Below are 24,134 nucleotides of genomic sequence, written 5' to 3' on the forward strand. Positions count from 1 at the left end.
CTAGTATGAATATCACAGGTAAATCATCCTAATACTGGCAATAAAAAAAAGAGGGTTTTCACCCTCTTTTATAAAGCTTATTATTTATTGTTTACAGGCTCATCCTGCAATTTTTCAACTAAGTCTTTTAAGTACACTTCCAACTTGTCTTTAATATCATCACGTTTTAAAGCAAGCTCGATTGTTGTCTGAATGAAACCTAACTGCTCACCGACATCATAACGATTTCCTTCAAATTCGTAAGCGAACACTCGTTGGATTTGGTTAAGCTTTTCGATCGCATCTGTCAGCTGGATTTCTCCGCCTGCACCTACTTCTTGCTCTTCAAGGAATCGGAAAATTTCCGGAGTGAAAATATAGCGGCCAATAATCGCTAAATTAGATGGAGCAGTACCTTGCTTTGGCTTCTCTACGAACTTTTTCACTTGGTGTCTTCTTCCAGAGTCGTCAATCGGATCAACAATACCATATCGGTGTGTCTCTGAATCAGGAACAACTTGAACACCGATTACGGATGATAATGTTTGGTCATATTGGGACATAAGCTGACCTAAACATGGATCTTCACTATCGACAATATCATCGCCTAACAAGACTGCAAATGGTTCATCACCGATAAAGTTTCTCGCACACCATACAGCATGACCTAAACCTTTCGGCTCTTTTTGACGAATATAGTGAATATCAACATTAGATGATTCTTTCACTTTTTTAAGAAGGTCGAACTTCTCTTTCGCAACTAGGTTTTCTTCTAATTCCCAAGCGTTATCAAAATGGTCCTCAATCGCTCTTTTCCCTTTTCCAGTAACAATGATGATGTCTTCAATTCCAGAAGCAATTGCTTCTTCAACAATATATTGGATAGTCGGTTTGTCTACGATTGGTAGCATTTCCTTTGGCATCGCTTTTGTAGCTGGTAAAAATCTAGTTCCAAGACCTGCAGCTGGTATTATCGCTTTTCTTACTTTAGACATTTATTTACCTCCAAATTATTCCTATCTTACCTCTATTTTATATGCAATACTATTTATTGTCCACCGATTACAGCAGGGCAAAAGTTTCTATTTTGTTTCAATTATTAATTAGTATACAGAAAAATGTTTGTTCTGATACATATGTACAAATACATCTGATTGGAGTACTTCTATGTTACTAGGCATAATTGCTGATTCAGAAACGAATATTAATATAATAATTTGTTGAAATTTGTATTCAAACCCGCGTATTTCTGCTATCTTAAAAGTAGTTTTATCAATATTTGTCAAGATATGGAGGTATAGCCAATATGAGGTCGGAAAAACCTAAAAAGAAGAAACGAAAGTGGCTGCGAATCACTGGCATTATACTGCTGATCCTTTTAATAGGTATCGGTGCTTATGTATATACGGTTTATAATTCCCTATCAAATGCCGTGAACTCAATGCACGAGCCTGTTGACAGGGAAACAACAAAACGAACAGAAACGTTAAGTTTAGAGCAGCAGGAGCCTTTTTCAGTATTGATGCTCGGCGTCGATGAACGCGACGGAGACAGCGGTAGATCAGATACGATGATTGTCATGACCGTTAATCCAGAGAAGAAATCTGTAAAAATGCTCAGCATCCCTCGCGATACACGGACAGAAATTGTCGGACACGGAACAACAGATAAAATCAATCACGCTTATGCATTTGGCGGTGTTGCCATGTCTATGGATACTGTTGAGAACTTCCTGGACATCCCAATTGATTATTATATGCAAATCAATATGGAAGGTTTTAAAGATATTGTAGATTCTGTTGGCGGAGTTACTGTTAATAACGACCTTGATTTCACGTATGAGGGTGTTCATTTCCCTGAAGGACAGGTTACCCTTGACGGTGAAAAAGCACTTAAATTCTCTCGTATGCGTTATGAAGACCCTCGCGGAGACTTCGGACGCCAGCTGAGACAGCGCATGATCATCCAAGCAGTGTTGAAGGAAGGGGCAAGTTTAAACTCGCTTACTAACTTCGATGATATCTTTGCTGCGTTAAGCAAAAACATTAAGACAAACCTTACATTTGATGAAATGGTAGATATCCAAAAGAATTATAAACAAGCTGCCGGCAACATCGAGCAATTAACGATTAATGGCACAGGCCAGACAATTGACGGCGTTTGGTATTTAATTGTGGATGATGCAGAAAAAACTAACATCCAGACGGAACTAAAAGACCATTTAAAAGTAAACTAACCTTAGAAGGAGATAAGCATATGCTGCTTATCTCCTTCCCTTTGCCTTTATGACACTGTTTGACAGAAAATATGTTTAGATGACATTTTTTTCAGCAATTTTTCAATTTTATGAAAGCAGCTGGCGATTAATATAGAAATACTTGTCATAATGGGGGAAAGGTTTTAAAATAAGGTAATTGGGAAACAATAAATCATAAATTTAAGGTAATTATGAGAAAACGCTTGGACAAAAATCCATGCACATTGACTAACACTGCTAAATAAAATAACAGAATGACTAGCCGTTATTATAAGAAGCACAAGGAACTTCACATTTAGGAGGATACAAATGAAAAAAGTAATCACTTATGGCACCTTCGATTTATTGCACTGGGGTCATATTAATATTTTGAAAAGAGCAAAAGAACTTGGGGATCATTTAACAGTTGCCCTGTCCAGCGATGAATTCAATGCAATTAAAGATAAAAAAGCATACCATAGCTATGAAAACAGAAAAATGATTTTGGAAGCAATCCGTTATGTGGATGAAGTTATCCCTGAACATGATTGGGATCAAAAGGTTAGAGACGTTGTTGACCATAACATCGATGTATTCGTAATGGGCGATGACTGGGAAGGTAAGTTCGACTTCTTGAAAGATTATTGCGAAGTTGTTTACCTGCCTAGAACTGTCGGTATCTCTACTTCTAAAATCAAGAAGGACCTATTCAAGGTAAAGTAATATGATAAGGGAATTTGCGATTTCCTTGTATTTAACGCTATTTTCTTTGTTGTTTCGGATTAGCAGCCTATTCCCGCAACAAAAGAAAATAGTTTTTTGTGTGTCTTTCCCTGAAAACAGCATGCATATATATGAAGAACTTAAGAAAACTGCTGACGACAAACGCTGTATTTTTCTGGCAGCAACAGCACAAACGAAAGAAATGCTCGAGGAAAAACAAATTGGTCAAGTGCTTGAATTTACACCACGAAAGCCTAAAGCCTTTTTGGCAGGAATTCGGCATCTTGCGACTGCAAAAGTAGTTATTCTTGATAATTATTTCGGCTTCCTCTCAAGCATTACATTCAAGCCAAATGTTAAGGTGCTTCAAATTTGGCATGCTGCCGGTGCCATCAAAACCTTCGGATTGAAGGATTCGAGTATTCAAAATCGGACAAGCAAAGCTAATCAGCGATTTAAGGATGTATACAGCCAGTTTCAATATGTAATTACCGGCTCACATGAGATGGATCATATTTTTCATGAAGCATTCTCAATTCAAGAACGGCAAATAATGCATACCGGAATACCTCGCACAGATATCTTTTTTGACGAAACACGCAAAAAGGAAACAATAACAAAAATATATAGCGAGTACCCTCAGTTTGAAAATAAAAGAATTCTATTATATGCTCCAACCTTCAGAGGCGAAAATAATGGCATTACAAATTCAAACCTCGACATAAAGCAATTGAAAAACAGGCTTGGTGAGGACATTGTCATCTTAATTAGACTTCACCCATCTATTAAAGAAAAGGCACACTTGCCTGAAATGGATGCTGCTGTCTATGATGTTTCAGAATATCCTTATATTAATGAACTGCTTCTCATTACCGACCTGCTCATTACGGATTACTCTTCTATCCCATTCGAGTACTCTTTCTTGAGAAGACCAATGATATTCTTCCCATATGATCTCGAAGAATATGCAAAGGACAGAGGTTTTTGGACAGACTATGACAAACTCGTACCAGGTCCTGTCGCCTATACGACAGCAGAGCTCGCAGACATCCTGGCAAAAAATGAGTATGACTTAAATCGCATAGATACATTCCATAAACGCTGGAACGAATATTCCACAGGACAGTCCAGCGAAAAAGTCGCTGCATTAATAATAGAATGGCTAAACGACTGAAGCTGTCTTCAGTCGTTTTTTTCTATATATAGTAGAAAATATTAATTGGAGCTATCAAAAATTAACATCCTCCTTCTAAACGCCCCCCTGAAAATGTCTACAGCAAAAACCGACTAAAGCTCCCTTTAGTCGGTTTTTTGACGAAATAATGCAGAACATGCTGGAATAAGGAAATTCCCCGAAATTTCTCGGGAAATAAAATGTCAGCATTTGTTGATATTTTTGTTGTTTCTTATTTGTCCGAATGCGGTATAAGTAGTATATGAAAACAAACTTCCAATAGGAAAGGATGATACTAAATGAAAATAAAAGCAGGAAGCTGGAGACTATTAACTACTCAGGACAAGCAGTTCATCTTGCACACATTAAGTATTCTTTCTAAATTTAAGGGCGGAAAATAAAATGGGCGAAAGCTGTCACTTTTCATAAATTTCGATTGGCAGCCCATCTGGATCTGCAAAAAATGTAAATTTTTTATCTGTAAATTCATCTACACGAATATCTTCTACTTCAATAGATTGACTTTGTAAATAGGAAACTGTTTCAGCAATGTCATCCACTTCAAATGCGATATGACGCAAGCCTGCTGCTTCCGGAAAACTCGGCCTTTTCTTAGGATTGGGAAAAGAGAATAGCTCTAGCTGATAAACATCGTTAACCATAAGGTCGAGTTTATATGAATTACGCTCTTCCCGAAAGACTTCTCTAATTGGTTTGAATTTTAAAATATCCACATAAAATGATTTAGAAATTTGATAATCACTGCAAATAATTGCTATATGATGCACTTTGTTGACTTTCATATTATCGCTCCTTTTTCCATATGTTTCATTCTGTAAAAAAAGCGAAGAAATGCAAGCTGCATTCCTCCGCCAAAGCAAACATCATGCTTTTTTATGCCAGTCCCAAGCACTTTCGATAATAGTCTCTAAGCCTCTTTCTGCCTTCCAGCCAAGATCTTCATAGATTTTGTTTGATGAGGCAATGAGTCTTGCAGGGTCTCCTGCTCGTCTTTCAGCCAAAACAACATTAGCTTGTTTGCCTGTCACCTTTTCACATGTTTCAATGACTTCTTTAACGGAATAGCCAACACCATTTCCCAGATTATATGTTTCCGCCTGTTTGCTGCCATCTAAAAGAGCCTCCACTGCTTTAATATGGGCAGCTGCTAAATCTGTTACATGGATATAGTCACGGATACATGTGCCATCTTCTGTCGGATAATCTGTTCCAAAAACAGAAATAGACTCTCTTTGTCCTAATAAATGCTGCAGGATAATCGGAATCAAATGTGTTTCCGGATCATGCTGTTCACCGATAGCTCCTGACTCATGGGCACCTGCTGCATTAAAGTAGCGAAGAACCACATAGTTCAATCCGTATGCTGCATGAAAATCAGCTAAGATTTGTTCTACCATCAGCTTTGATTTTCCATAAGGATTGATTGGGGAGGTTTTAGAGCTTTCTAAAATAATTTCATCTTCTGGAATACCGTATGTAGCTGCTGTTGATGAAAAAATGAAATTTTTAACATTATATTTAAGCATTGTCTTCAACAATGTTAAAGTATTGGCAACATTATTTTCATAGTATTTATATGGGTCTTGCACTGATTCGCCGACTAAGCTGAACGCAGCAAAATGCATAACTGCTTTAATTGGATATTTAGAAAAAATCGGCTCCAAATCTTCTTCTTTTCCTAAATCTCCTTTAATGAATACTGCTCTTTCATCCACAGATTCCTGATGGCCTGTCGCCAGGTTATCGAGTACGATGACTTCTTCCTTTTCAACTAGTTCTTTTACTAGATGACTGCCGATATAGCCGGCTCCGCCTACTACTAGAATCATATTAAATCTCCTTTATATACATAATTTTTCTCACAATCTATTAATACCCGTATATTGTCATTTTATCACATGACTATTTAGAAAAAAATTTTCATTGGCAAATTTTCCTTATTTCATACTTTGTACAGGTGTGAATTTCCCTAGAAAAAAAGGAAGGATGTCATCATCCCCCCTTTTTCGTCAGCCAGCTGCCGGCATTTTTCTTTTTCTGTTTTTTAAAACATAATAAAAAAATTCCACATGACCGACTAAGTTACGCTTCCATAATCTCTTCGGCTCTTTCAGCATTCGATAAAGCCATTCAAGACGCAGCTTGCGAAAAAAAGCCGGGGCTCTTGTAACATTGCCTGACGAAAAGTCTAAAAATGCCCCGACTGCAAATGCCAGCGTGCAATTTAACCTTTCCCTGTTTTCAGCAATCCATTTTTCCTGTATAGGCATTCCTAATCCTACTAGAAGGATGTCTGTTTGCTTGTCATTAATATCCGCAATAACATCAGCTACACTGCCGGAATCAAAATAGCCGTGCTGTTCTCCAACAAAGTTCAAATGAGGGAACTGCTGCTGTAATCTATGCAGAGCCGCCTCAGCAACACCAGGCTTTGCTCCGAGTAAATATACATTATATTGTCTATCTTTATGACTTTTAAGCTTATTAAACAAAGCCGGAATAAAGTCTGTGCCGTTCAAGTTCTCCTTAAAAGAAAAGCCAAACATTTTAGCGCCAATTTCGATCCCGATTCCGTCATTCAGCAAAAATTCACTGCTGTTAAGAAGGTTTAAGTATTCGTTATCCTTCTGGGCTAAGTTATAACAATGATCGTTCAGGAAAAATACATTTGCTTTATCATATGCCTTTAATTTATCTGTCATTGCGGCAATCGCTTCATTTGTATGAAGAACATTCACCTCAATGTTTCCCATCCACTTCTTGTCCATCTCGTAATGTCTCCTGCCTTGCATAGTGTAGCTTCATTATATAAAAATTTAAGGCATGTTACAATTATCCCCATGGTTCTTTGCTGAAACTAGTCATTTTGTTGGATTTTGTCGAAACTTTACCTCACTAAAAACTTTTAATATGTGAATAAAAAGTGATAAAATATACATGTGTTTTTAAAAGACTTTTCAAACTAGCAATATGCTTGAACTTAAGACAGCAACAAAACAAATTATCCAAGATAAAGGCAAACCATCTGAAAAGATGGGACGCAAAGCTACAGATCTAAGGCAGCTCATACTGCTATGATGGCTGGGTCACCTTATGAGAATATAAGGAGGTTTTATTACGGTGTTAAATTTGTTACCAGTAAAAGAACTAGAAACGATAGATCCAGCAGAGCTAGATAGCGAGTGGGTTGAATTGGTGCTTGAAGCCAAACGCTTAGGACTTACTAGCAAACAAGTAAGTGCTTTTCTTTCCAATCAAAAACCAGATTTAAAATAGTTTATACACTACTTTTCTGAACAATCTTTTAAAAACACCTCTTATGGATATGCAACATGCATGGCACAGTTTATGTACATAAAGACAAACATTCCATATAATGAAATGTTTGCCGTAAAGAACGTTATCTGTGCTTCTTATCCATATTGCTCCACATTTGCCTTATTACCCTTTGTTTTCTCTATCCTGTCATGTAAAAACTTATAAACCTCATCTTTAATTTCTTCATTCTGAAGTGCAAAATCAATGGTCGTTTTTACAAAGCCAAGCTTTTCACCGACATCATATCTGTCTCCTTCAAAATCATAAGCAAAGACGCGCTGTATTTGATTCAGCTGCTGAATAGCGTCAGTCAACTGTATTTCTCCGCCTGCACCTGTTTTTTGGTTCTCTAAAAACATAAAAATTTCCGGTGTCAGGATATATCTGCCTAAAATCGCCAAATTCGATGGCGCAGTCCCTTTCTCCGGCTTCTCAACGAAATTCTTCACTTGATATCTTCTGCCTGCTTTCTCTCCAGGATCAACAATGCCATATCGGTCTGTTTCTTCTTCTGGAACTTGCTGAACTCCAATGATGGAGGACTGAGTTTCCTCAAATTGATTAATCAGCTGCTTTAAGCAAGGAACATCACTCTGCACAATGTCGTCTCCAAGGAGCACGGCAAAAGGTTCATCCCCAATGAAATTCCTTGCACACCAAACTGCATGCCCCAACCCTTTAGGCTCCTTTTGACGGATATAATGGATATCAGCCAAATTAGAGGCAAATCGGACTTTATTCAGCAAATCATCTTTGCCTTTTGCTTCAAGATTCCATTCCAAATCATTGGCACTGTCAAAATGATCCTCGATTGATCTTTTTCCTTTACCAGTGACAATAATAATGTCCTCAATTCCAGAAGCGACCGCTTCCTCTACTATGTACTGGATAGTCGGCTTGTCTACGATAGGAAGCATTTCCTTTGGCATTGCTTTTGTAGCAGGCAAAAATCTAGTTCCAAGTCCTGCTGCTGGTATGATAGCCTTCCTAATTTTCTTCATGGTGTATTCCCTCCTAATTATTATAGGATTCTTTTCCCTTGTTTCTATCAGGATAAACTATCATTTCTACTATTAGATATAGGGATTCTTCCGGTGGCTTTTTCTGCTTTGTTCACTTAAGCCTTGGGAGATTAAATAGAACGAAAATAGAAATAGCATAAAAGCTAGTAAAGGATATATAAGAATCCACTGTGTATAAGATAGAAACGCACGAGACTGCCCAATCAGCCCAGACCATTCATTTGTCATAGAGATATAAGTAGAGAAATCAGGCTGAAACACAGTTCCACCAAAAAACAAATTAAATATCGCCAACTGTCCCATTAAATGCAGCACCTGAATGGTTTCATTCAAATACAGAATGATAAAATCCCCTTTTAAAATAGGCAGGATATGTTTTTTTAAAATATGGCTTTTGTTCCCGCCAAGTGTGACGGAAGCCATAATAAAAAGATTTTCTTTAATTTCGGCTGTTTTTGAATAAACAACATTATACACACCTGGCACTCCAAGTGCTGCCATTAGCACTCCTTGTATCATAATAAGAGAGAATGTTGACAGACTTGGGTTTATATTGATTCCGAGCATAATGAAATAAATGATGATAACAGGCGGAATACTTGTTAATAGTGTTATTCGTCCATGCTTGCTTCTTTTTCTTCCGTTTGCAGCCAATCCGCCAAATACACCAGCAATTCCTCCTGCAAAAAGCCGGACTGCAGCAACAATTAACACCGTAAACACTGTATATTTAGCACCATGAAGAATAAGGGATAATATATCCTTCCCCCATTTATCTGTTCCAAATAAATATTGCTCTGATGGTTCTAATGGCGGAGCAACAAATTCTTTTCCATTATCTGTCTCCATGTATCCTACCTTCACCTTATAATCAGCAGGATATGGAGCAATATAAGAACCGAACAAACCAATCAGCACAAACACTGCTAATAGGAACAGACCTGTGACAAGCTTTACATTCCATTTCTTAGTCATACTTCAAGATCCTTTCCATAAAAATAATAAGCATGTACAGCAGGAAAAAAACTGCTCCATATAACAAGAACAAAGCTACCAGGCAAAATATGACCAAATTATACTGATAGCCAAAATAAGCTTGTGTCTGAAAGAACAAGGCCGTTATTCCGTTCAGGTTAAAGATATATTCTACAATGAATAAATTGCTGATCATAATTGCCAAAATTTTATGCAAATCTGCTTTTAAATAAGGGGTCACATTCGCTGTAACATGGTACAAGTAAATATCCTTTTTCTTAACCCCTTTAGCAATCGCTGTAAGAATATAATCCTGTGTCAGCACATCCTTTGTTTTTTCATTTAACGCTTTAACGGCATACAACAGCGGAATAATAATCAAAGTGATAATTGGCAGCAGAACTGCTGTATCATTCGAATCAAAGGAAGCCACTTTAGCAAGCTTAATACCAAAGTTTTTATATACAATGGTTACGAACAGCTGCAGCAGCAATATAAGGATAAAATCAGGCAATATACCTAGCAGGCTGATTACCTTGCCAAAAAAGCGTTCGTTCACCTTCCAAAACCATATTCCGAGCAGAAAAGTCAGTGCAAGCACACTGATACCAGCAATTATTAAATAATAAAAAGAATCGGCAAAACTGTCCCCAATAACAGTAAAGATAAAAACAGACCGATCTCCTTGGGTAAAATAATAGGAATCTCCGCTAAACAATCCTATGAAAAAAACTTTTATGATGGCAAAAACTCCAGAAACATTAAATACAATTTCTCCACTGTTCCCACTGAACAAAACAAGAGGAAATGCAGCAAGCACAAGCAAGAAAATGAGGCTGAGCAATTGGGCAAAGGTTGCCTTCCATATTCTCATAAAATTCCTCCCGTTCTGTTAATTACTATTTTTATATATAATTCGATTCACTAAATACCAACCATACTAATCTACCATATAATTCTAGTGCTTATCAATAAAGATTTTTACAATTTAGAATAAACGAACAGATTTACTTTAGCATTATATCTGTATAACAGAAAAGAGCGTCTCTTTTTGGACGCTCTTTAAATTTGGGGTTGGTATGGGGATTTGATTGATTCTCTTTAAGAAGGTTTTTGTTTAAAACGACCTTTAAACGGGAGGGAGAAATCTACTTCTTTTTTGGGAATATATGCTTTTTAGAGTGTAGGCAAGGAGCGTTGTGTTTTGGAGAATTCCTCTTGTATTACATATTCTAATTGGCGAATCCGAACATTTTGCTGTTCCATTTTTTTTAGTGTTTTAGCTTGCATGGAAATTAAAGCGGACAGCAAGTCGGACATATTTTCACTGCTGTTCATCCATTTGCCACCTCCTTTTTCGCTTCATTGTCTTGGCATCATGTTGGAATGAGCTGCTCTTGATTTTTCGGTTCCAAAAACCGAACATATTCTGCAACCACTTCCGTCACATAAACTCTTTTTCCTTCTTCATTTTCATAGTTTCTCGTCTGGATTCTCCCGATTAAGGCTATCATAAAGCCTTTGCCGCAGTAATGGACGATATTTTCTGCTGCTTTGTTCCAGAAAATGCACGGAATGAAATCTGCTTCGTACTCACCTGCTTGATTGCGATAGTTTCGCTGAACTGCAAGCAAAATATTAGTGACAGAAGTACCTCCTTGTGTTAGCTTCAGTTCAGGATCACGGGTCAATCTCCCTACTAATGTGACCTGATTTATCAATGGATCACCCCTTTCTTCCTAGCAAGCTTATCATACTAAAAGAGGAGAATATTGAAAAATCAGTAAGCCTAATAGGAATAGAAGTTAGCAGTTAGAAAACTCATGTTTCCTTTTAGAAAAATTAACATTATCAAAGGTTTTTATGGGCAAATTTTATCTTTCGGTAATTTATATAAAAAAACGGATAAAGCATAAATGCTTTATCCGCTTCTTCTATTATTGCTCGTAAGATGCGATTACTGCTTGGACTTTATCCATAACGCCAGCTTTCAGCTGAGCCAGCTTCCCTTGGCTTTCTTCAAGAGAAGAGCTAGTAACACTGAAATAGAATTTAGCTTTTGGTTCCGTTCCTGATGGACGCAGGCAGAACCATGAGCCGTCTTCTAAATAGTATTTAATAACATTGGATTTTGGAAGATCGATTAGGATTTCCTTCACATTCTCCGTACGTTTGCTTGTCTGATAATCTTCGATTGCAACAACTTGCAGCCCGCTCACTTCAGAAATAGGATCTTGACGGAATGTATCCATAATGTAAGAGATTTGCTCCGCGCCATCTTTTCCTTTAAGAGTTAGAGATTCAAGTCCTTCTTGGTAGAAGCCGTATTTTTCAAAGATTGCAAGCAAGCCTTCAAACAATGTCATGCCTTTTGCTTTGTAATACGCCGCAACTTCTGCCGCAAAGATTGCTGACTGCACAGCATCTTTATCGCGTACGAAATCACCAATCAAGTAACCATAGCTTTCCTCATATCCAAATAGGAAAGTATGCTGATTAGTTTGTTCAAATTCTTTGATTTTTTCTCCAATGAATTTGAAGCCAGTCAATGTATCTAATGTTGGAATACCATATGCTTCTGCAATTGTTCTTCCAATTTCAGATGTTACGATTGTTTTAATAACAATACCGTTTTCAGGCAGAATACCTTTTGCTTTTTTCTCTGACAGCAAGTACTCAAGCATTAACGCTCCTAATTGGTTACCAGTAAGAACTGTATATTCTCCTGTTAAGTCCTTCACAGCAACACCAAGGCGGTCTGCATCTGGATCTGTTCCTAAAAGAATATCTGCATCAATTTCTTTTCCATAACGGATAGCAATTTCAAATGCAGCATGCTCTTCCGGGTTTGGAGATTTTACTGTAGAGAAGTTTGCATCTGGCAGCTCTTGCTCCTTAACAACTGTTACATTGCCGAAGCCAAATGCATGTAGTCCTGCGCGCACAGGCTTATTCGCCGTACCGTGCAGCGGTGTGAAGACGATTTTCAAATCTTCCGCTTCTGGAAGCTTGTTAAGCTGAATAGTTTTCAGCTGTTCCACATAAGCTGCATCAACGTCAGCTCCGATATATGTCAATAAGCCTTTTTCTAATAGCTCAGACTCTTCGAGCACTTCGATTGTAAGCTCATCTTCTACTGCGTTTACATATTTAATAATCACATCTGCGGCTTCCGGAGGCAGCTGCCCACCATCTTCCCCATATGCTTTAAAGCCATTATATTCAGGCGGATTATGGCTTGCAGTGATAACGACACCAGCAAATGTATTAAGGTGGCGCACTGCAAATGATAGCTCAGGTGTTGGGCGGAGCTCTTCGAATACATAGGATTTGATACCAAGCTTGCCCACTACTTTTGCAACTTCCAACGCAAATTCTGGTGATTGGTGACGGGAGTCATATGCTACTGCCACACCGCGCTCCATCGCCTCTTTGCCTTGTTCTAGTATGTATTTTCCCAATCCTTGGGCAGCTTTACGCACTGTATAGATGTTCATGCGGTTGATGCCGGGGCCAAGTTCGCCGCGCATTCCGCCAGTGCCAAATTCTAAATGCTTGTAAAAGCTATCCTCGAGCAGTTTTTCAGATTTTTGCAATTCCAGCAATTGCGCTTTTAAATTTGGCTCTAAATCTTCAAAACTAGCCCATTTTGCTACTATATCTTGATAAACCATATTGCCAGATTCCCACCTTTAATTAATATTTTTACCTGTCTTAACATTACCTAAAATATGTATATATGTAAAGGGCAATCCGGGGCAGAAGCCATCGTTTTCCCTTTACTAATTTAGGTATTTACTCCTTAGTTTTCGTCCATATTTCAATCAGCGGTCCTCGCTTACCAAATATGGGATCTTCTTCGGGAAATGGAGCGTTTTCTATTTCTGCAATAGCAGCACGGTAATCCTCCTCCGTATCCCTTCTTGTATTATAATCCTGTCCGTTAGGATATGCACCAATGACTTGCAAATCCAGAGTCCCGGACAGCTTCTTATGGCCAGTTCCAGCAGGTAGCAGCAGAACATCACCTGCATGAAGAACAAGCTTGCTCCCTTGTTCCCCGCCAATTTGCACCAAAGCAGAACCCTTCATTATCCCAAGCACCTCATGGGCATTACTGTGATAATGATGGTATGAGAAAACTCCATCCACCCAGCTGTTTCTCCAGTTATGAGATTGGAATATCTTCCCTATATTATGTTCACTATTTTTTAACACCCGCTTATAATGCAGGACTGGAAATCTAGGATGATTAGGAATAAAGCCATTTGGCTCAAAGTAGTAGAGCGTGATATCTCGAGTCATCTTAGCCCACTCCCCCTCTCTACCTTCCCTATACCCTCTTTAAGCAAAAATCACTCCTACTAAAGCATTAAAAAAGTTTTTTGTATTTTCATCAATATACTTTAAATTCCATTTTTCTTGCCGATATAGAAAGAACCCACATAAGAAAAGGAACAGCGCCTTTTGATCTAATTTTATCCCTTTACATACGGTGCTTTGTTTTCGTTTCTACAACTTATTTTTCTTAAAGGAGAAGGACAGGTAATGAACATCAGCATTAAACAAAAACTTATCGGAAGCTTTATTATCATTTCCCTCATTTTTACCATTGCTTCCTATTACTCTTACAGCAGCTCCAAAAAAACAGAAGATTCTTTTGAATATCTTATTAACACTGTTGCTGAGCTGCGCACTATCAGTGATGAAATCAAAACTAATACAGCGCAGCAAGTAGCAAGCTACAGAGGCTTTATGCTTTATGAAACACCAGAATTTAAAAGCCAGCTAAATGGAGCAAACAGCAATATTAAAAATCTTGTTGAAAAAGGCAAAAAGCTCGCAACACTTAAAGAAACAAAAGACAGACTCGATGAAATCCAAAAACTGAATGAGGAATTCTTCCAAAATGCAAACTCTGTTATGAACAGCCTGTCAAGCCCGTCCACCAATAAAGAGGCAGCTATTGCTGAAGGCTTAGAAACAATTACACCTCTTTCAAATAATATGTTAGACAGAACCACCTCCTTAATAACATGGCTAAATAACGAGATTATGGAACCAAAAATAGCTGAAGCTCAACAAGATGCGCAAAACCGTTCCCTTATCATCTTGATTGTCAGCATTGCAGCAACTGTCATTGCTATTGCTGCAGGTGTGTTCCAGTCGCTCTTTATTACAAAACCAATCAGCAAGCTGCAAAGAAAAATGCAGCAAGTCGCAGACGGAGATTTAAACACAGAACCGCTGTTGCTTAAAAATAAAGATGAAATTTATCACTTGAATGAATCATTTACACAAATGCAAGACAGCTTAAAAGACATGATTACGAAAATTGCCAGCAATGCAGACCATGTTGCTTCAAGTGCAGAACAGCTGAATGCAAGTGCCGACCAGTCAACACGGGCAGCGGAAAACATCACATCCTCCATTCAGCAGATTGCTAGCAGCACAGACATTACAATTGCTAAAACAAACGATAACTCCAGCTCTCTGTCTGGCATCCTTAATGGTATTCTTAAAATTGAGAAGGATACAGATGTTGTCTCAGAGCTTTCCAAAACAGCTTCTAGCAATGCAGAAAAGGGGTCAAATTCTATCAGCAGCTCCTTGGCTCAAATGGAATCCATCTTTCAGTCTGTTAATCGTTCCAATAGTGTTATCGCTTCTCTTTCTGAAAGGTCTAAGGAAATCGGTTCGATCATTGATATTATCAGCAATATTGCTGAACAGACAAACCTGCTTGCATTGAATGCGGCTATTGAAGCTGCAAGAGCCGGAGAGAACGGCAAAGGCTTTGCTGTTGTTGCAGATGAAGTGCGCAAGCTTGCAGAACAATCACAAGTATCAGCAAAGGATATTTCCAGACTGTTGAGCGGCATTCAAAAGGATACTGCTGAATCAGTTGAACTATTAAATGATGCGAAGTCACAAGCAGAAAATGGTGTGAAAATCTCAACAGAAACTGCTGCTACATTTGGTGAGATTTTGAACAGCACAAAAATGGTTACACCTAAAATCAGCGCGGTGGCAGAAACGATTCAGCGCATCGCTTCTTATGTAAAAGAAGTAACAGCCTCTGCTGATGAAATTGCCACATTATCAAAAGTAAATGGCAATAATACAGAGGAAGTTGCTTCATCGACTGAGGAGCAATTAGCTTCAATGGAAGAAATCAAGGCTTCCGCACAAGTATTAGCTGGCATGGCTGAAGAACTGATGACAGTTGTGAACCAATTCAAAATCTAAAATCTGAAACTATTTTAACCCACAAAGGATATTTCCTTTGTGGGTTTTTCGTGCTTATTTTTATTGTATGCTTGAACATTTCAAAAAAGACTACGCCTGTCCTACTGGCACCTTTACATCTAAGCTTTTCAGAATTTCTTCAGAGCTAGTTACAGTACCAAAAAACTGGTTTATTGTCTTTAATGACATATCATACGCTTCACGGGTGAAAGCGCCTGTACAATCAGACAATAGAAGCACATCATAATCAAGCATAAAGCCGTCTCTGGCAGTTGATTCCACACATATATTTGTGCTGACACCTGCCATAAGCAATGTTTCAATTTCCATGGCGCGGAGGACAGAATCAAATCTTGTGTTGATAAAAGCACTATAACGATGCTTCACCACAATAACATCCTCTTTTTCGTCTGGAGTTAATTGGAAGAATTCAGCACCCCATGTGTCTTTGCGGCAAAGATCTGTTTGGCTTTTACCCTTTAATCGCTTTACCCAAGTCTTTGAGTCTGTACTGTCCTCATGAATTGTCTGAATGTAGATTACCGGCACGTTCTTTTCCTTGCATGCACGTATCATTCTATGAAGATTTGGCATCATCTGTTCCGCCATTGAGACGTCCAAGCCTTGCTTTGCCAAGCTTCCTTCTTTATGACAGTAGTCGTTTTGCACATCGACAATAACAAGTGCACTTCGAGCTGGATTCCATTCTACACCCATCCATATTCACCCTTTCCTAAGTCATTTAAGCATTGCTCCTTCTTAGTATTTGTTAAAGGCTAAACTGTATCCACAAAAAAACAACTGCTTGAAGGAGTGAATACCTTAAAGCAGTTGTTTGTAATCAGCCTGAAACTTAAATATTTAATTCAAGAGACAAGTATTTATACTCTAAATAGTCCTCAATTCCATACTTACCGCCTTCACGGCCAACACCAGATTCCTTAACGCCGCCAAACGGTGCTTGTGCAACTGTTGGCAGCGGATCATTAATGCCAATGATGCCATACTCCAACGATTCAGACACGCGGAAGATTCGCGAAACGTCATTAGTGTAAAAATAAGCAGCAAGGCCATAGACTGTATTATTGGCTAATGCTACTGCTTCCTCTTCTGTTTCGAAATCAAAGAGTGGAGCAACCGGCCCAAACGTTTCTTCCGAAGCAATTTTCATATCATGTGTGGCATGTGCTAGGATAGTCGGTTCATAGAAGAAACCATTTTTGAATTGGTCTCCTTCCGGTTTTTTCCCGCCTGTAAGCAGCTTCGCTCCTTTTTTGATAGAATCCTCAACATGCTCAGCTGTTTTTTTAACCGCATTTTCATTGATGAGCGGCCCGATTGTGATGCCGTCCTCAAGCCCATTTCCAACAACCAGTGCTGTCATTTTCTCTGTCAGTATTTGAGCGAATTTTTCACTGATGCTCTTCTGTACATAAACACGGTTTGTACATACACAAGTTTGGCCTGCATTGCGGAATTTACTTGCAATCACACCGTCTGCTGCCTTCTCCAAATCTGCATCTTCAAAGATAAGGAATGGAGCATGACCGCCAAGTTCCATCGAGATTTTTTTCATTGTATCTGCCGCGCGCTTCGCAAGCTCTTTACCTACCTTAGTTGAACCAGTAAATGTTATCTTGCGAACATCTGGGCTTTCCATCATCGCATCTCCAATTTCCTTCGGCATGCCGTGAACAAGATTTAATACGCCTTTCGGCAAACCAGCATCATGAAAAGCCTTCATGACTTCAATGGCAGTCAGCGGCGTGGACTCTGCCGGTTTAATTACTACCGTACAGCCTGCTGCAAGAGCTGGGGCAACCTTTCTTAGTATCATCGCTATCGGAAAATTCCAAGGAGTAATAGCGCCAACGACACCAATTGGCTGCCTTAATACAAGAATCCTCTTCGTTGGAGAGCTGGAAGGAACTGTGTCGCCATATATGCGTTTTCCTTCCTCTGCATACCAATCAAGGTATTCTGCTGCAAGCTGCACTTCTCCTCTGCTTTCTGCAAGAGGTTTTCCCATCTCTGTTGTAATGGTGTTTGCTAATGGATCAACACGGTCACGAAGTAAATCAGCCGCTTTTTTCAAATATACATACCTGTCTTTTGCTGTCAGCTTCGACCACGCACTAAGCGCCTCTTTAGCAGCGCCAATAGCTATTTGTGCATCTTCCTTTCCGCCTTTTGCTGTTTCTTTAATCAGCTCTCCTGTGGCCGGATTATGAACAGGATATGTTTCACCGCCTAGCGCTTCACACCATTCTCCATTTATATACAACATATATAATCCTCCTTTTTGGATGCGGGCAATTTAAGTTGTTGGATTACCAAAACATTGTGCTAAAGTACACATATTTACGTTCCTTAAAGCACACCTCTTTTCATCTTAAAAACTCGATGAGGTTTTAAATCCAAAAAGCTGTTACCCGATGCATGTATTTTCATTAAATTCGGTTTATGTGTTTTATAAGATACAATCCTATTTTAACAGATTGCACAGGCTATCCCCTGCCTAGAAGCTCACAGCAGGATTGGATAATAACACCAATGATACTTCAGTCTGCCTTATATTGCCCTTTAACAGGGAGTTCAGTCTTCAAATTAATATGCTTGGAAGGTATAAAAAAAGAGCGGTTTCCCGCTCTTATTCCAAGTTACCAGCAAGCATATCGTGAACCTTTTGCTTTTCCTCATCAGAAACAAGCAAGTAATACGTTCCAGTGGAAGTATCACCTGTTCCAGCAACTTCATACTGTTCTATATTATTTCTTGCATTGCGATAGTTCTTTTGAATATCCATCATTTCGTCAAAAGTCATGTTTGTTTTCACATTGCTGCCAAGCACATTTAAGATATCATCGAACTTAGAGACAGAAGAAATGCTTGCTGCCTTGTCAATGATAGCTGTCAGCACCTTCCGCTGGCGTTCATTTCTGCCGAAATCTCCGTTTGGATCAAGATGGCGCATACGTACAAATCCAAGTGCCTTCGCACCATCCAATTGGATGTTGCCTTCTGCATAATGATAACCTTTTTTATAGTAGCCTTCATCAATCCAGTCCAGTTCATTATTGACTGTAATTCCACCGACTGCATCAACAAGATCACTTAAAGCTTCCATATTTACTTGTGCATAATAATCAATATCAATGCCAGTGAAATTCTCTACCGTATCAAGAGCCATCTTCACACCGCCGTAGGCATAAGCTGCATTGATTTTTGTTGTTTTATCTGCACCGATAATTTCTGTTTTTGTGTCCCTTGGGATGCTAACTATCTGCATTTTTTTCGCTTGCGGGTTGACTGTCAATACCATAAGCGTATCAGAGCGCCCTACATCCCCTTCTCTTTCGTCCACACCCATTAATGCAATAGAAATTGGCTTACTGTTGGACAAATTTTCTTCCCTTTTCTTTGCCGCAGATTGCTCCTCATCATCGATTGGCTGGTACATCTTATCTGCCGTTTTTTCCACATAATGATAAAGATAAGCCGCATATCCGCCAATTCCTAACACAAGCACGGCAAGGATACAGCCGATTGTTATCAGAATTTTTTTCTTCATATCATTCTCTCTTTCTTAGTCAAAATATGTTTGATAATAGCAAATAAACATTAAAAGAACATGAAAAACAGGCGATTCACATAAAAAAAGCTTCCATAAGAGGAAGCTTTTTCCTTACCAAGAAGCTACACAGCCATCTGTTCTCGACTCTGTTCCGCCTGCAAGAACACCGTTTTTCTGACGAACAATAATCTGGCCTCTTCCGAACGAACCAGAATCAAGAGCCCATTGCACTTCGTGGCCTTTTCTTGCTAATGCGTGAGCAATATGCTCAGGGAAGGACGGCTCAATATGAACGACCTTTTTCTCCACCCACTGCCAGCGTGGAGCATCCAATGCAGATTGTGGATTTAGAGAGAAGTCAATCAAGTTCATCGCTACTTGCAGATGACCTTGAGGCTGCATGAAGCCACCCATTACACCAAATGGGCCGACCGCTTCATTATCCTTTGTGATAAATCCAGGAATAATTGTATGATATGTTTTTTTGCCAGGAACGAGCGCATTATCATGCTCAGGATCAAGACTGAAGCCATGGCCTCTGTTCTGCAGGGCTATGCCTGTTTCGGGCACAACTACACCAGACCCAAATCCCATATAGTTGCTTTGAATAAAGGAAACCATATTGCCTTCTTCATCTGCTGCTGCTAAATAGACTGTTCCTCCTTTTGGCGGATTACCTGGCATTGGCTCAATGGCCGTTTCACCAATAAGGCTGCGTCTAGCCTTGGCATATTCATCAGACAGAAGCTCTGCAGTTTTAACACTCATTTTATCTTCCTCAGTGATATATTTAAGACCATCTGTGAAAGCAAGCTTCATTGCTTCAATTTGAAGATGATATGTTTCAACTGCATCCTTTGCAGAGAACTGATCCTCCTTCAGCGTGTTAAGCGCCATCAAGGCAATCAGTCCTTGGCCGTTAGGTGGTATTTCCCAAACATCATAACCTTTATAGTGGACAGAAATCGGGTCGACCCATTCAGGAGCATAAGCTGCCAAGTCTTCCTTCCTAATATAGCCGCCGTATTTTTTAGAAAATGCATCAATTTTATCAGCAATTTCCCCTTTGTAGAAAGCCTCGCCATTCGTCTCGGCGATAGCGCGCAGTGTTTTGCCGTGATACTCAGACTTCCATATATCGCCGATTTTTGGCGGTGTGCCATTTGGGGCAAAGGTTTCAAACCAATTTTGAAAAACATCATCTGTACAGGCTTTAGAAAATGCTTGATGTGCTTTCTCCCAAAAGTGGCCTAATGTCGCCGATACAGGATAGCCTTCTTCTGCATAAGCAATCGCCGGTTTTAGCACCTCTGTTAATGGCAGCTTACCGAACTTCTTAGATAATTCAACCCAAGCTGCAGGTGCGCCAGGCACCGTTACTGGAGTTAAGCCATACTTAGGCATCTTTTCATGACCTGCCTCTTTCACAGCATCAATCGAGATTGCACTTGGAGCAGGGCCGCTGGCATTTAAGCCATGAAGCTTATTATTAATCCAAACAATTGCAAAGGCGTCCCCGCCAATGCCGTTTGAAGTAGGTTCAACGACAGTTAAGGCTGCTGCAGTAGCTATTGCCGCATCTACTGCATTCCCGCCTTTTTTTAGAATATCAATTCCTGCTTGTGCAGCAAGGGGCTGGGATGTTGCAACCATTCCTTTCTTCGCATAAATGGTGTTTCTTTTTGATGGATATGGATTGTAAAGCGGATCGTGATTTAGCATAGTGCCTCCTGTTATGTATGTATTGGGCAGGGTTACCCTTTTATAATGAAAATTTACAATTTTCTATTATTTTAACATAAGAAATCATTTAGCTATACAGCAAATTAAAAAAAGCAGCAATTCTTGATGAATTGCTGCCTCATTTTAACAGAAAACCGCCTGCGGCAAGGATAGCTATCAGAACTAGCAAAAATCCGTATTTACCCAATAATAGCGAGACCTTGCTTGAACGTTTCCTCTTTACTTCCTTTAGAAGCTTCTTAAAAGACTGTGATCTTATTGCCTTTAACTTACGCTGATAGTCTTTATCCTTCCAGATTGAATTACGGTCTCCGGCTAGATAGCCTTTGAGTGCCCGAACATAGCCAATATCCTGCATTCCATATTTCTTGTATGACCATCTAATATACTCGAGCATCTGCACACCAGTACCATAAATAGCAAGAAAAGCAAACAGCTTGTCATGTTCTACCTTCCCGTCACGTCTTTGGAAGAAAAGGACAAGTCTTTCATATGGTTCAAACAGACCTGCTTCTTTCATCATATTTTTTCCAGCTTGCTTTGCATCATCTACAAGATAACCATCAACAAGCTCTGTTATGCTGTAAATATGATCTATCTGCTCAAAAAATGCTTTATATAGCGCACTGAGCAGTCTAAAGATTTCCCCTTCCACACCCTTTTTGTAAAGGGCAGCATCCCTTTGCCCTTGAGGTGAAAGAAACAGCACTCCAAAAATGCGGACATCCTCCAGCTGCAAGCGCTCCAATTGAGCCAGCTTCAAAAGCTCCAGCTTTATATCTGGCATTACTACCTCTATAAAGTCAGGATGTATGTGCTGTTCTGTTAAAAAGACAAATAATTCTTCTGCAACAAAGAAGGGCTTGCTGCTTTTTTTCACTTCAAGCAGGAACCGTTTTTTAACACGCTTAACAAATTCCTTATCATCAATAAAGAAAGAATGCGCATGCAAAAGATCTGCCAAATTGGCTAGGAATAATTCAAGCGAGTGCCGCTGACTGAGTTTATCGTCTACATGAAGAAATAGGACCTCTTGATAGGACCCTTTAATATCATCCATAAAGAGAAGAACCTGCTTATATAAAAGTGGGTATTTCTGCAATAATGTCCAAATCTCATGAGCAAGCTGCTCATCATTGAAATAAGCAAGTGTTCTTACCGTAAACTCCACCGCTTCGACCTGACGAGTTATTTGGTTGATCGCAAACACAGCCTTCATATACTCTTTTGCAATCGCCGGGTCTTTTTGGAGCCTTTCCCTGTGCAGAATCTTCCCTGTTATGTCGATTATTTCTGGTTTTTCTTTATGGTTTTTTTGAAGCAATGCCAATAGAAGCTGCAAAATACCTAGCTTATCCCGTTCATAACCATCATAAGCGGTTTCCTCCAGCAAATAGATGGCACATAATCGATTATAATAGCTGATATTCAGTTGATCAGCCAGCTTTAAACCTTTCAGTGCCCTTTCTGCAAATAGGAAAAAATCATCCAGTCTTGAAGCTGTCTGCAGGGCATCATATGCAAAATCGAGGTATTCATGTTTTTGTCCTTCCATATCCACACCACTTATTCTTTTCGTTGTAAAATCAAAAACAAACTGATTTTCGAATACATGATTTCTTAATCGAATGCTCCCTGGCTCCACAAACATCAAATGAACATATTTTTGCTTTGCTGCAGCTTCCTTGAACGATACAGCCCCCAATACTGCCCTCGCAGCATATGGCAAATGTATGTACAGCAGTTCTAATAAAGTCATTGCATGCCTACTATGCTCAAGAATAGGTACATCTAGGGATATATATACGGTTTTTCCGCTTTCTGTTGCAGCTAAACAAGCCAACAACAGTTTTTTAAAGATGCTTTCATCGATTTTCAGGCTGTAAAACAGCTCCTGCTTTTTTCTATATATATTTTCCGTCTTTTTGCAGGGAATATCCGCTAATTCTGCCAATGATTCCTCATCATCCACTTCCGTCCCATTTGCAAACTGGGCATGAAACAGTTTTTCAGGATTTTTAACCCACTCATCCTTACTCGCACCAGGAATGATAAAATAATGCGCCGATAGTATATTAGACTGAGCATTAAGCAGCTGTTGGCCGATGACAAGTTGTCCTGTTTCAGGCTGGATAAGCAGAAAAGAAGGAGGATAGTTATCCTTATGCTTATTATCCTTCTGTATCTCTAAACTGGAAAGAGGTTGAAGATACTTTTCAATAAAGTCCTCATCAAGCTCAGGAGTGAATATGGCTCTGTCTATTCCTTCCCCGAGCCCTTTTTTACTCTTCATATATATGTATTGCTGAATAAAGTTATTGCCCACATGGCGCCCCTCCCTTCTGTGAAAATTGCCGATCATAAAAGAGAAACATATTTTTTAAAGCTTGCTTTGGACGTATATAGCTCGTCCGCCAAATGTTGTTTTTTATTTGTCATATAATGCAAATATTACACTATATTAGTACTACCGTAAACGGATTATTACTAGTATAATAGAACGTTTTGCAAGAAAACTGTACGAGCCGTTATATTTGCAGCAAATAAAAAAAGCAGACACGTAAATACGTGCCTGCCTATACAGAAATTGAAATACTGTCTGCTGCTTTTTTTACTGCTTTATATAGACCAAAACCGGCCATTGTGCCCACCGTGTTTAAAATAAGATCATCCACATCGCTCCATCTGTATTCCATAAACCATTGGATGGATTCAATCGCTGCCGATAAGCAGCAGCCAACTGCCGTACATAAGATAAATTGGTTAAATCTCGGTAAAGCAAGCGGCAGAAAAAAGCCGAATGGCATAAACAAGGCGATATTGCCAATGTTGTTAACGATGAAAGTAAAAACGGACCGCTCAACAAACATTTCCTTTATCATCAAAAACGGAACAAAGTTATGCCCGCCTGGTTCAATTCCGATACCTAAATAACGATTTGGAAACATTGTCATGATAAAAATAAAACAGATGGAAGCAAGCAGCATCAGCCTTTTGTTCCTTTTATTTAATTTGACCACCTAATCATCTTCCTTGCTCTTTCAATTTTGAGTTTTGCTTATCATAACACATTTTCCAAAATTTCCATAAAATAATCCTCAAATAAAAAAGAGCCTGCCT

At 39.1% G+C, this 24,134-nt stretch carries 22 protein-coding genes and 1 riboswitch; of the genes, 5 read left to right on the forward strand and 17 right to left on the reverse strand.

Going from position 1 to position 24,134, the window contains the following annotated elements:
• Window positions 1-80: 80 nt before the first annotated feature.
• Window positions 81-974, reverse strand: a complete 894-nt coding sequence (gene galU, locus MKX82_RS17620) for a UTP--glucose-1-phosphate uridylyltransferase GalU (protein ID WP_233315685.1) — start codon at window positions 972-974, stop codon at window positions 81-83.
• Between the two features lie 311 nt (window positions 975-1,285).
• Here galU (MKX82_RS17620) and tagU point away from each other — a divergent pair, with 311 nt between their 5' ends.
• The 3 genes from tagU (at window position 1,286) to MKX82_RS17635 (ending at window position 4,112) form a co-directional block, all read left to right on the forward strand.
• Window positions 1,286-2,215, forward strand: a complete 930-nt coding sequence (tagU, locus tag MKX82_RS17625; RefSeq protein ID WP_233315686.1) for a polyisoprenyl-teichoic acid--peptidoglycan teichoic acid transferase TagU — start codon at window positions 1,286-1,288, stop codon at window positions 2,213-2,215.
• Between the two features lie 330 nt (window positions 2,216-2,545).
• Window positions 2,546-2,938 (forward strand): glycerol-3-phosphate cytidylyltransferase, encoded by a 393-nt coding sequence (tagD, locus tag MKX82_RS17630; RefSeq protein ID WP_233315687.1) that lies wholly within the window; start codon window positions 2,546-2,548, stop codon window positions 2,936-2,938.
• 1 nt (window position 2,939) lies between these two features.
• Complete coding sequence (locus MKX82_RS17635) at window positions 2,940-4,112, forward strand: CDP-glycerol glycerophosphotransferase family protein (RefSeq protein WP_341078843.1); 1,173 nt, start codon at window positions 2,940-2,942, stop codon at window positions 4,110-4,112.
• A gap of 416 nt (window positions 4,113-4,528) precedes the next feature.
• Here the strand turns inward: MKX82_RS17635 and gloA2 are convergent, their stop codons facing one another.
• The 3 genes from gloA2 to MKX82_RS17650 form a co-directional block, all read right to left on the reverse strand.
• The gene (gloA2, locus tag MKX82_RS17640; RefSeq protein ID WP_233315689.1) at window positions 4,529-4,915 is read right to left on the reverse strand and encodes an SMU1112c/YaeR family gloxylase I-like metalloprotein; all 387 of its coding nucleotides are present in this window, start codon (window positions 4,913-4,915) and stop codon (window positions 4,529-4,531) included.
• An 81-nt stretch (window positions 4,916-4,996) separates the two neighbouring features.
• Window positions 4,997-5,962 carry a UDP-glucose 4-epimerase GalE gene (gene galE / locus MKX82_RS17645; protein ID WP_341078845.1) on the reverse strand — a complete coding sequence of 322 codons (966 nt, stop codon included), beginning with the start codon at window positions 5,960-5,962 and terminating at the stop codon, window positions 4,997-4,999.
• 180 nt (window positions 5,963-6,142) lie between these two features.
• On the reverse strand, window positions 6,143-6,901 hold the full coding sequence (locus MKX82_RS17650) for a WecB/TagA/CpsF family glycosyltransferase (RefSeq protein WP_233315691.1): 759 nt from the start codon (window positions 6,899-6,901) through the stop codon (window positions 6,143-6,145).
• Window positions 6,902-7,138: 237 nt separating this feature from the next.
• Window positions 7,139-7,227: riboswitch (cyclic di-GMP riboswitch) on the forward strand.
• 26 nt (window positions 7,228-7,253) lie between these two features.
• On the opposite strand from MKX82_RS17650, the gene MKX82_RS17655 reads away from it, so the two are divergent.
• Window positions 7,254-7,409, forward strand: a complete 156-nt coding sequence (locus MKX82_RS17655) for an anti-repressor SinI family protein (RefSeq protein ID WP_233315692.1) — start codon at window positions 7,254-7,256, stop codon at window positions 7,407-7,409.
• Between the two features lie 137 nt (window positions 7,410-7,546).
• On the opposite strand, the gene galU (MKX82_RS17660) is transcribed toward MKX82_RS17655, so the two are convergent.
• The 7 genes from galU (MKX82_RS17660) to MKX82_RS17690 all read right to left on the reverse strand — a co-directional run bounded on the left by galU (MKX82_RS17660) (window position 7,547) and on the right by MKX82_RS17690 (window position 13,753).
• A complete protein-coding gene (gene galU, locus MKX82_RS17660; protein WP_233315693.1) occupies window positions 7,547-8,452 on the reverse strand; it encodes a UTP--glucose-1-phosphate uridylyltransferase GalU in 906 nt (301 codons plus the stop codon).
• A gap of 72 nt (window positions 8,453-8,524) precedes the next feature.
• The gene (locus MKX82_RS17665) at window positions 8,525-9,448 is read right to left on the reverse strand and encodes an ABC transporter permease (RefSeq protein WP_233315694.1); all 924 of its coding nucleotides are present in this window, start codon (window positions 9,446-9,448) and stop codon (window positions 8,525-8,527) included.
• Window positions 9,441-10,322 carry an ABC transporter permease subunit gene (locus MKX82_RS17670; RefSeq protein WP_233315695.1) on the reverse strand — a complete coding sequence of 294 codons (882 nt, stop codon included), beginning with the start codon at window positions 10,320-10,322 and terminating at the stop codon, window positions 9,441-9,443. The genes MKX82_RS17665 and MKX82_RS17670 overlap by 8 nt, the downstream gene beginning before the upstream one ends.
• Window positions 10,323-10,624: 302 nt before the next feature.
• Window positions 10,625-10,786 carry a hypothetical protein gene (locus MKX82_RS17675; RefSeq protein ID WP_233315696.1) on the reverse strand — a complete coding sequence of 54 codons (162 nt, stop codon included), beginning with the start codon at window positions 10,784-10,786 and terminating at the stop codon, window positions 10,625-10,627.
• A 38-nt stretch (window positions 10,787-10,824) separates the two neighbouring features.
• Window positions 10,825-11,169, reverse strand: coding sequence for a single-stranded DNA-binding protein (locus tag MKX82_RS17680; RefSeq protein ID WP_341078851.1), 345 nt, complete (start codon window positions 11,167-11,169; stop codon window positions 10,825-10,827).
• Between the two features lie 216 nt (window positions 11,170-11,385).
• Window positions 11,386-13,122 (reverse strand): phospho-sugar mutase, encoded by a 1,737-nt coding sequence (locus MKX82_RS17685; protein ID WP_341078857.1) that lies wholly within the window; start codon window positions 13,120-13,122, stop codon window positions 11,386-11,388.
• A gap of 121 nt (window positions 13,123-13,243) precedes the next feature.
• Window positions 13,244-13,753 carry a cupin domain-containing protein gene (locus MKX82_RS17690; protein WP_341078859.1) on the reverse strand — a complete coding sequence of 170 codons (510 nt, stop codon included), beginning with the start codon at window positions 13,751-13,753 and terminating at the stop codon, window positions 13,244-13,246.
• Window positions 13,754-13,996: 243 nt separating this feature from the next.
• Between MKX82_RS17690 and MKX82_RS17695 the strand changes: the two genes are divergently transcribed.
• Complete coding sequence (locus MKX82_RS17695; protein ID WP_233315700.1) at window positions 13,997-15,697, forward strand: methyl-accepting chemotaxis protein; 1,701 nt, start codon at window positions 13,997-13,999, stop codon at window positions 15,695-15,697.
• 90 nt (window positions 15,698-15,787) lie between these two features.
• On the opposite strand, the gene MKX82_RS17700 is transcribed toward MKX82_RS17695, so the two are convergent.
• The 6 genes from MKX82_RS17700 to MKX82_RS17725 form a co-directional block, all read right to left on the reverse strand.
• Window positions 15,788-16,414, reverse strand: a complete 627-nt coding sequence (locus MKX82_RS17700) for a cysteine hydrolase family protein (protein ID WP_341078864.1) — start codon at window positions 16,412-16,414, stop codon at window positions 15,788-15,790.
• A 136-nt stretch (window positions 16,415-16,550) separates the two neighbouring features.
• The gene (locus tag MKX82_RS17705) at window positions 16,551-17,981 is read right to left on the reverse strand and encodes an NAD-dependent succinate-semialdehyde dehydrogenase (RefSeq protein ID WP_445738848.1); all 1,431 of its coding nucleotides are present in this window, start codon (window positions 17,979-17,981) and stop codon (window positions 16,551-16,553) included.
• 366 nt (window positions 17,982-18,347) lie between these two features.
• Window positions 18,348-19,268 (reverse strand): LCP family glycopolymer transferase, encoded by a 921-nt coding sequence (locus MKX82_RS17710; protein ID WP_233315703.1) that lies wholly within the window; start codon window positions 19,266-19,268, stop codon window positions 18,348-18,350.
• Between the two features lie 114 nt (window positions 19,269-19,382).
• On the reverse strand, window positions 19,383-20,993 hold the full coding sequence (locus tag MKX82_RS17715; protein WP_237941939.1) for a gamma-glutamyltransferase family protein: 1,611 nt from the start codon (window positions 20,991-20,993) through the stop codon (window positions 19,383-19,385).
• A gap of 139 nt (window positions 20,994-21,132) precedes the next feature.
• A complete protein-coding gene (locus tag MKX82_RS17720; protein ID WP_341078868.1) occupies window positions 21,133-23,340 on the reverse strand; it encodes a GAP1-M domain-containing protein in 2,208 nt (735 codons plus the stop codon).
• Window positions 23,341-23,590: 250 nt separating this feature from the next.
• Window positions 23,591-24,034 carry a VanZ family protein gene (locus MKX82_RS17725; RefSeq protein ID WP_233315706.1) on the reverse strand — a complete coding sequence of 148 codons (444 nt, stop codon included), beginning with the start codon at window positions 24,032-24,034 and terminating at the stop codon, window positions 23,591-23,593.
• Between the last annotated feature and the right edge of the window lie 100 nt (window positions 24,035-24,134).

Source organism: Niallia sp. FSL R7-0271 (assembly GCF_038005785.1).
In the GTDB taxonomy this organism is placed as follows: domain Bacteria; phylum Bacillota; class Bacilli; order Bacillales; family Cytobacillaceae; genus Niallia.

Bases quoted from the DNA above. Each gene is read 5' to 3' on its own strand.
- galU (WP_233315685.1), bottom strand. From the start codon at position 974: ATGTCTAAAGTAAGAAAAGCGATAATACCAGCTGCAGGTCTTGGAACT.
- tagU (WP_233315686.1), top strand. From the start codon at position 1,286: ATGAGGTCGGAAAAACCTAAAAAGAAGAAACGAAAGTGGCTGCGAATC.
- tagD (WP_233315687.1), top strand. From the start codon at position 2,546: ATGAAAAAAGTAATCACTTATGGCACCTTCGATTTATTGCACTGGGGT.
- MKX82_RS17635 (WP_341078843.1), top strand. From the start codon at position 2,940: ATGATAAGGGAATTTGCGATTTCCTTGTATTTAACGCTATTTTCTTTG.
- gloA2 (WP_233315689.1), bottom strand. From the start codon at position 4,915: ATGAAAGTCAACAAAGTGCATCATATAGCAATTATTTGCAGTGATTAT.
- galE (WP_341078845.1), bottom strand. From the start codon at position 5,962: ATGATTCTAGTAGTAGGCGGAGCCGGCTATATCGGCAGTCATCTAGTA.
- MKX82_RS17650 (WP_233315691.1), bottom strand. From the start codon at position 6,901: ATGGACAAGAAGTGGATGGGAAACATTGAGGTGAATGTTCTTCATACA.
- galU (WP_233315693.1), bottom strand. From the start codon at position 8,452: ATGAAGAAAATTAGGAAGGCTATCATACCAGCAGCAGGACTTGGAACT.
- MKX82_RS17665 (WP_233315694.1), bottom strand. From the start codon at position 9,448: ATGACTAAGAAATGGAATGTAAAGCTTGTCACAGGTCTGTTCCTATTA.
- MKX82_RS17670 (WP_233315695.1), bottom strand. From the start codon at position 10,322: ATGAGAATATGGAAGGCAACCTTTGCCCAATTGCTCAGCCTCATTTTC.
- MKX82_RS17675 (WP_233315696.1), bottom strand. From the start codon at position 10,786: ATGAACAGCAGTGAAAATATGTCCGACTTGCTGTCCGCTTTAATTTCC.
- MKX82_RS17685 (WP_341078857.1), bottom strand. From the start codon at position 13,122: ATGGTTTATCAAGATATAGTAGCAAAATGGGCTAGTTTTGAAGATTTA.
- MKX82_RS17690 (WP_341078859.1), bottom strand. From the start codon at position 13,753: ATGACTCGAGATATCACGCTCTACTACTTTGAGCCAAATGGCTTTATT.
- MKX82_RS17695 (WP_233315700.1), top strand. From the start codon at position 13,997: ATGAACATCAGCATTAAACAAAAACTTATCGGAAGCTTTATTATCATT.
- MKX82_RS17700 (WP_341078864.1), bottom strand. From the start codon at position 16,414: ATGGGTGTAGAATGGAATCCAGCTCGAAGTGCACTTGTTATTGTCGAT.
- MKX82_RS17710 (WP_233315703.1), bottom strand. From the start codon at position 19,268: ATGAAGAAAAAAATTCTGATAACAATCGGCTGTATCCTTGCCGTGCTT.
- MKX82_RS17715 (WP_237941939.1), bottom strand. From the start codon at position 20,993: ATGCTAAATCACGATCCGCTTTACAATCCATATCCATCAAAAAGAAAC.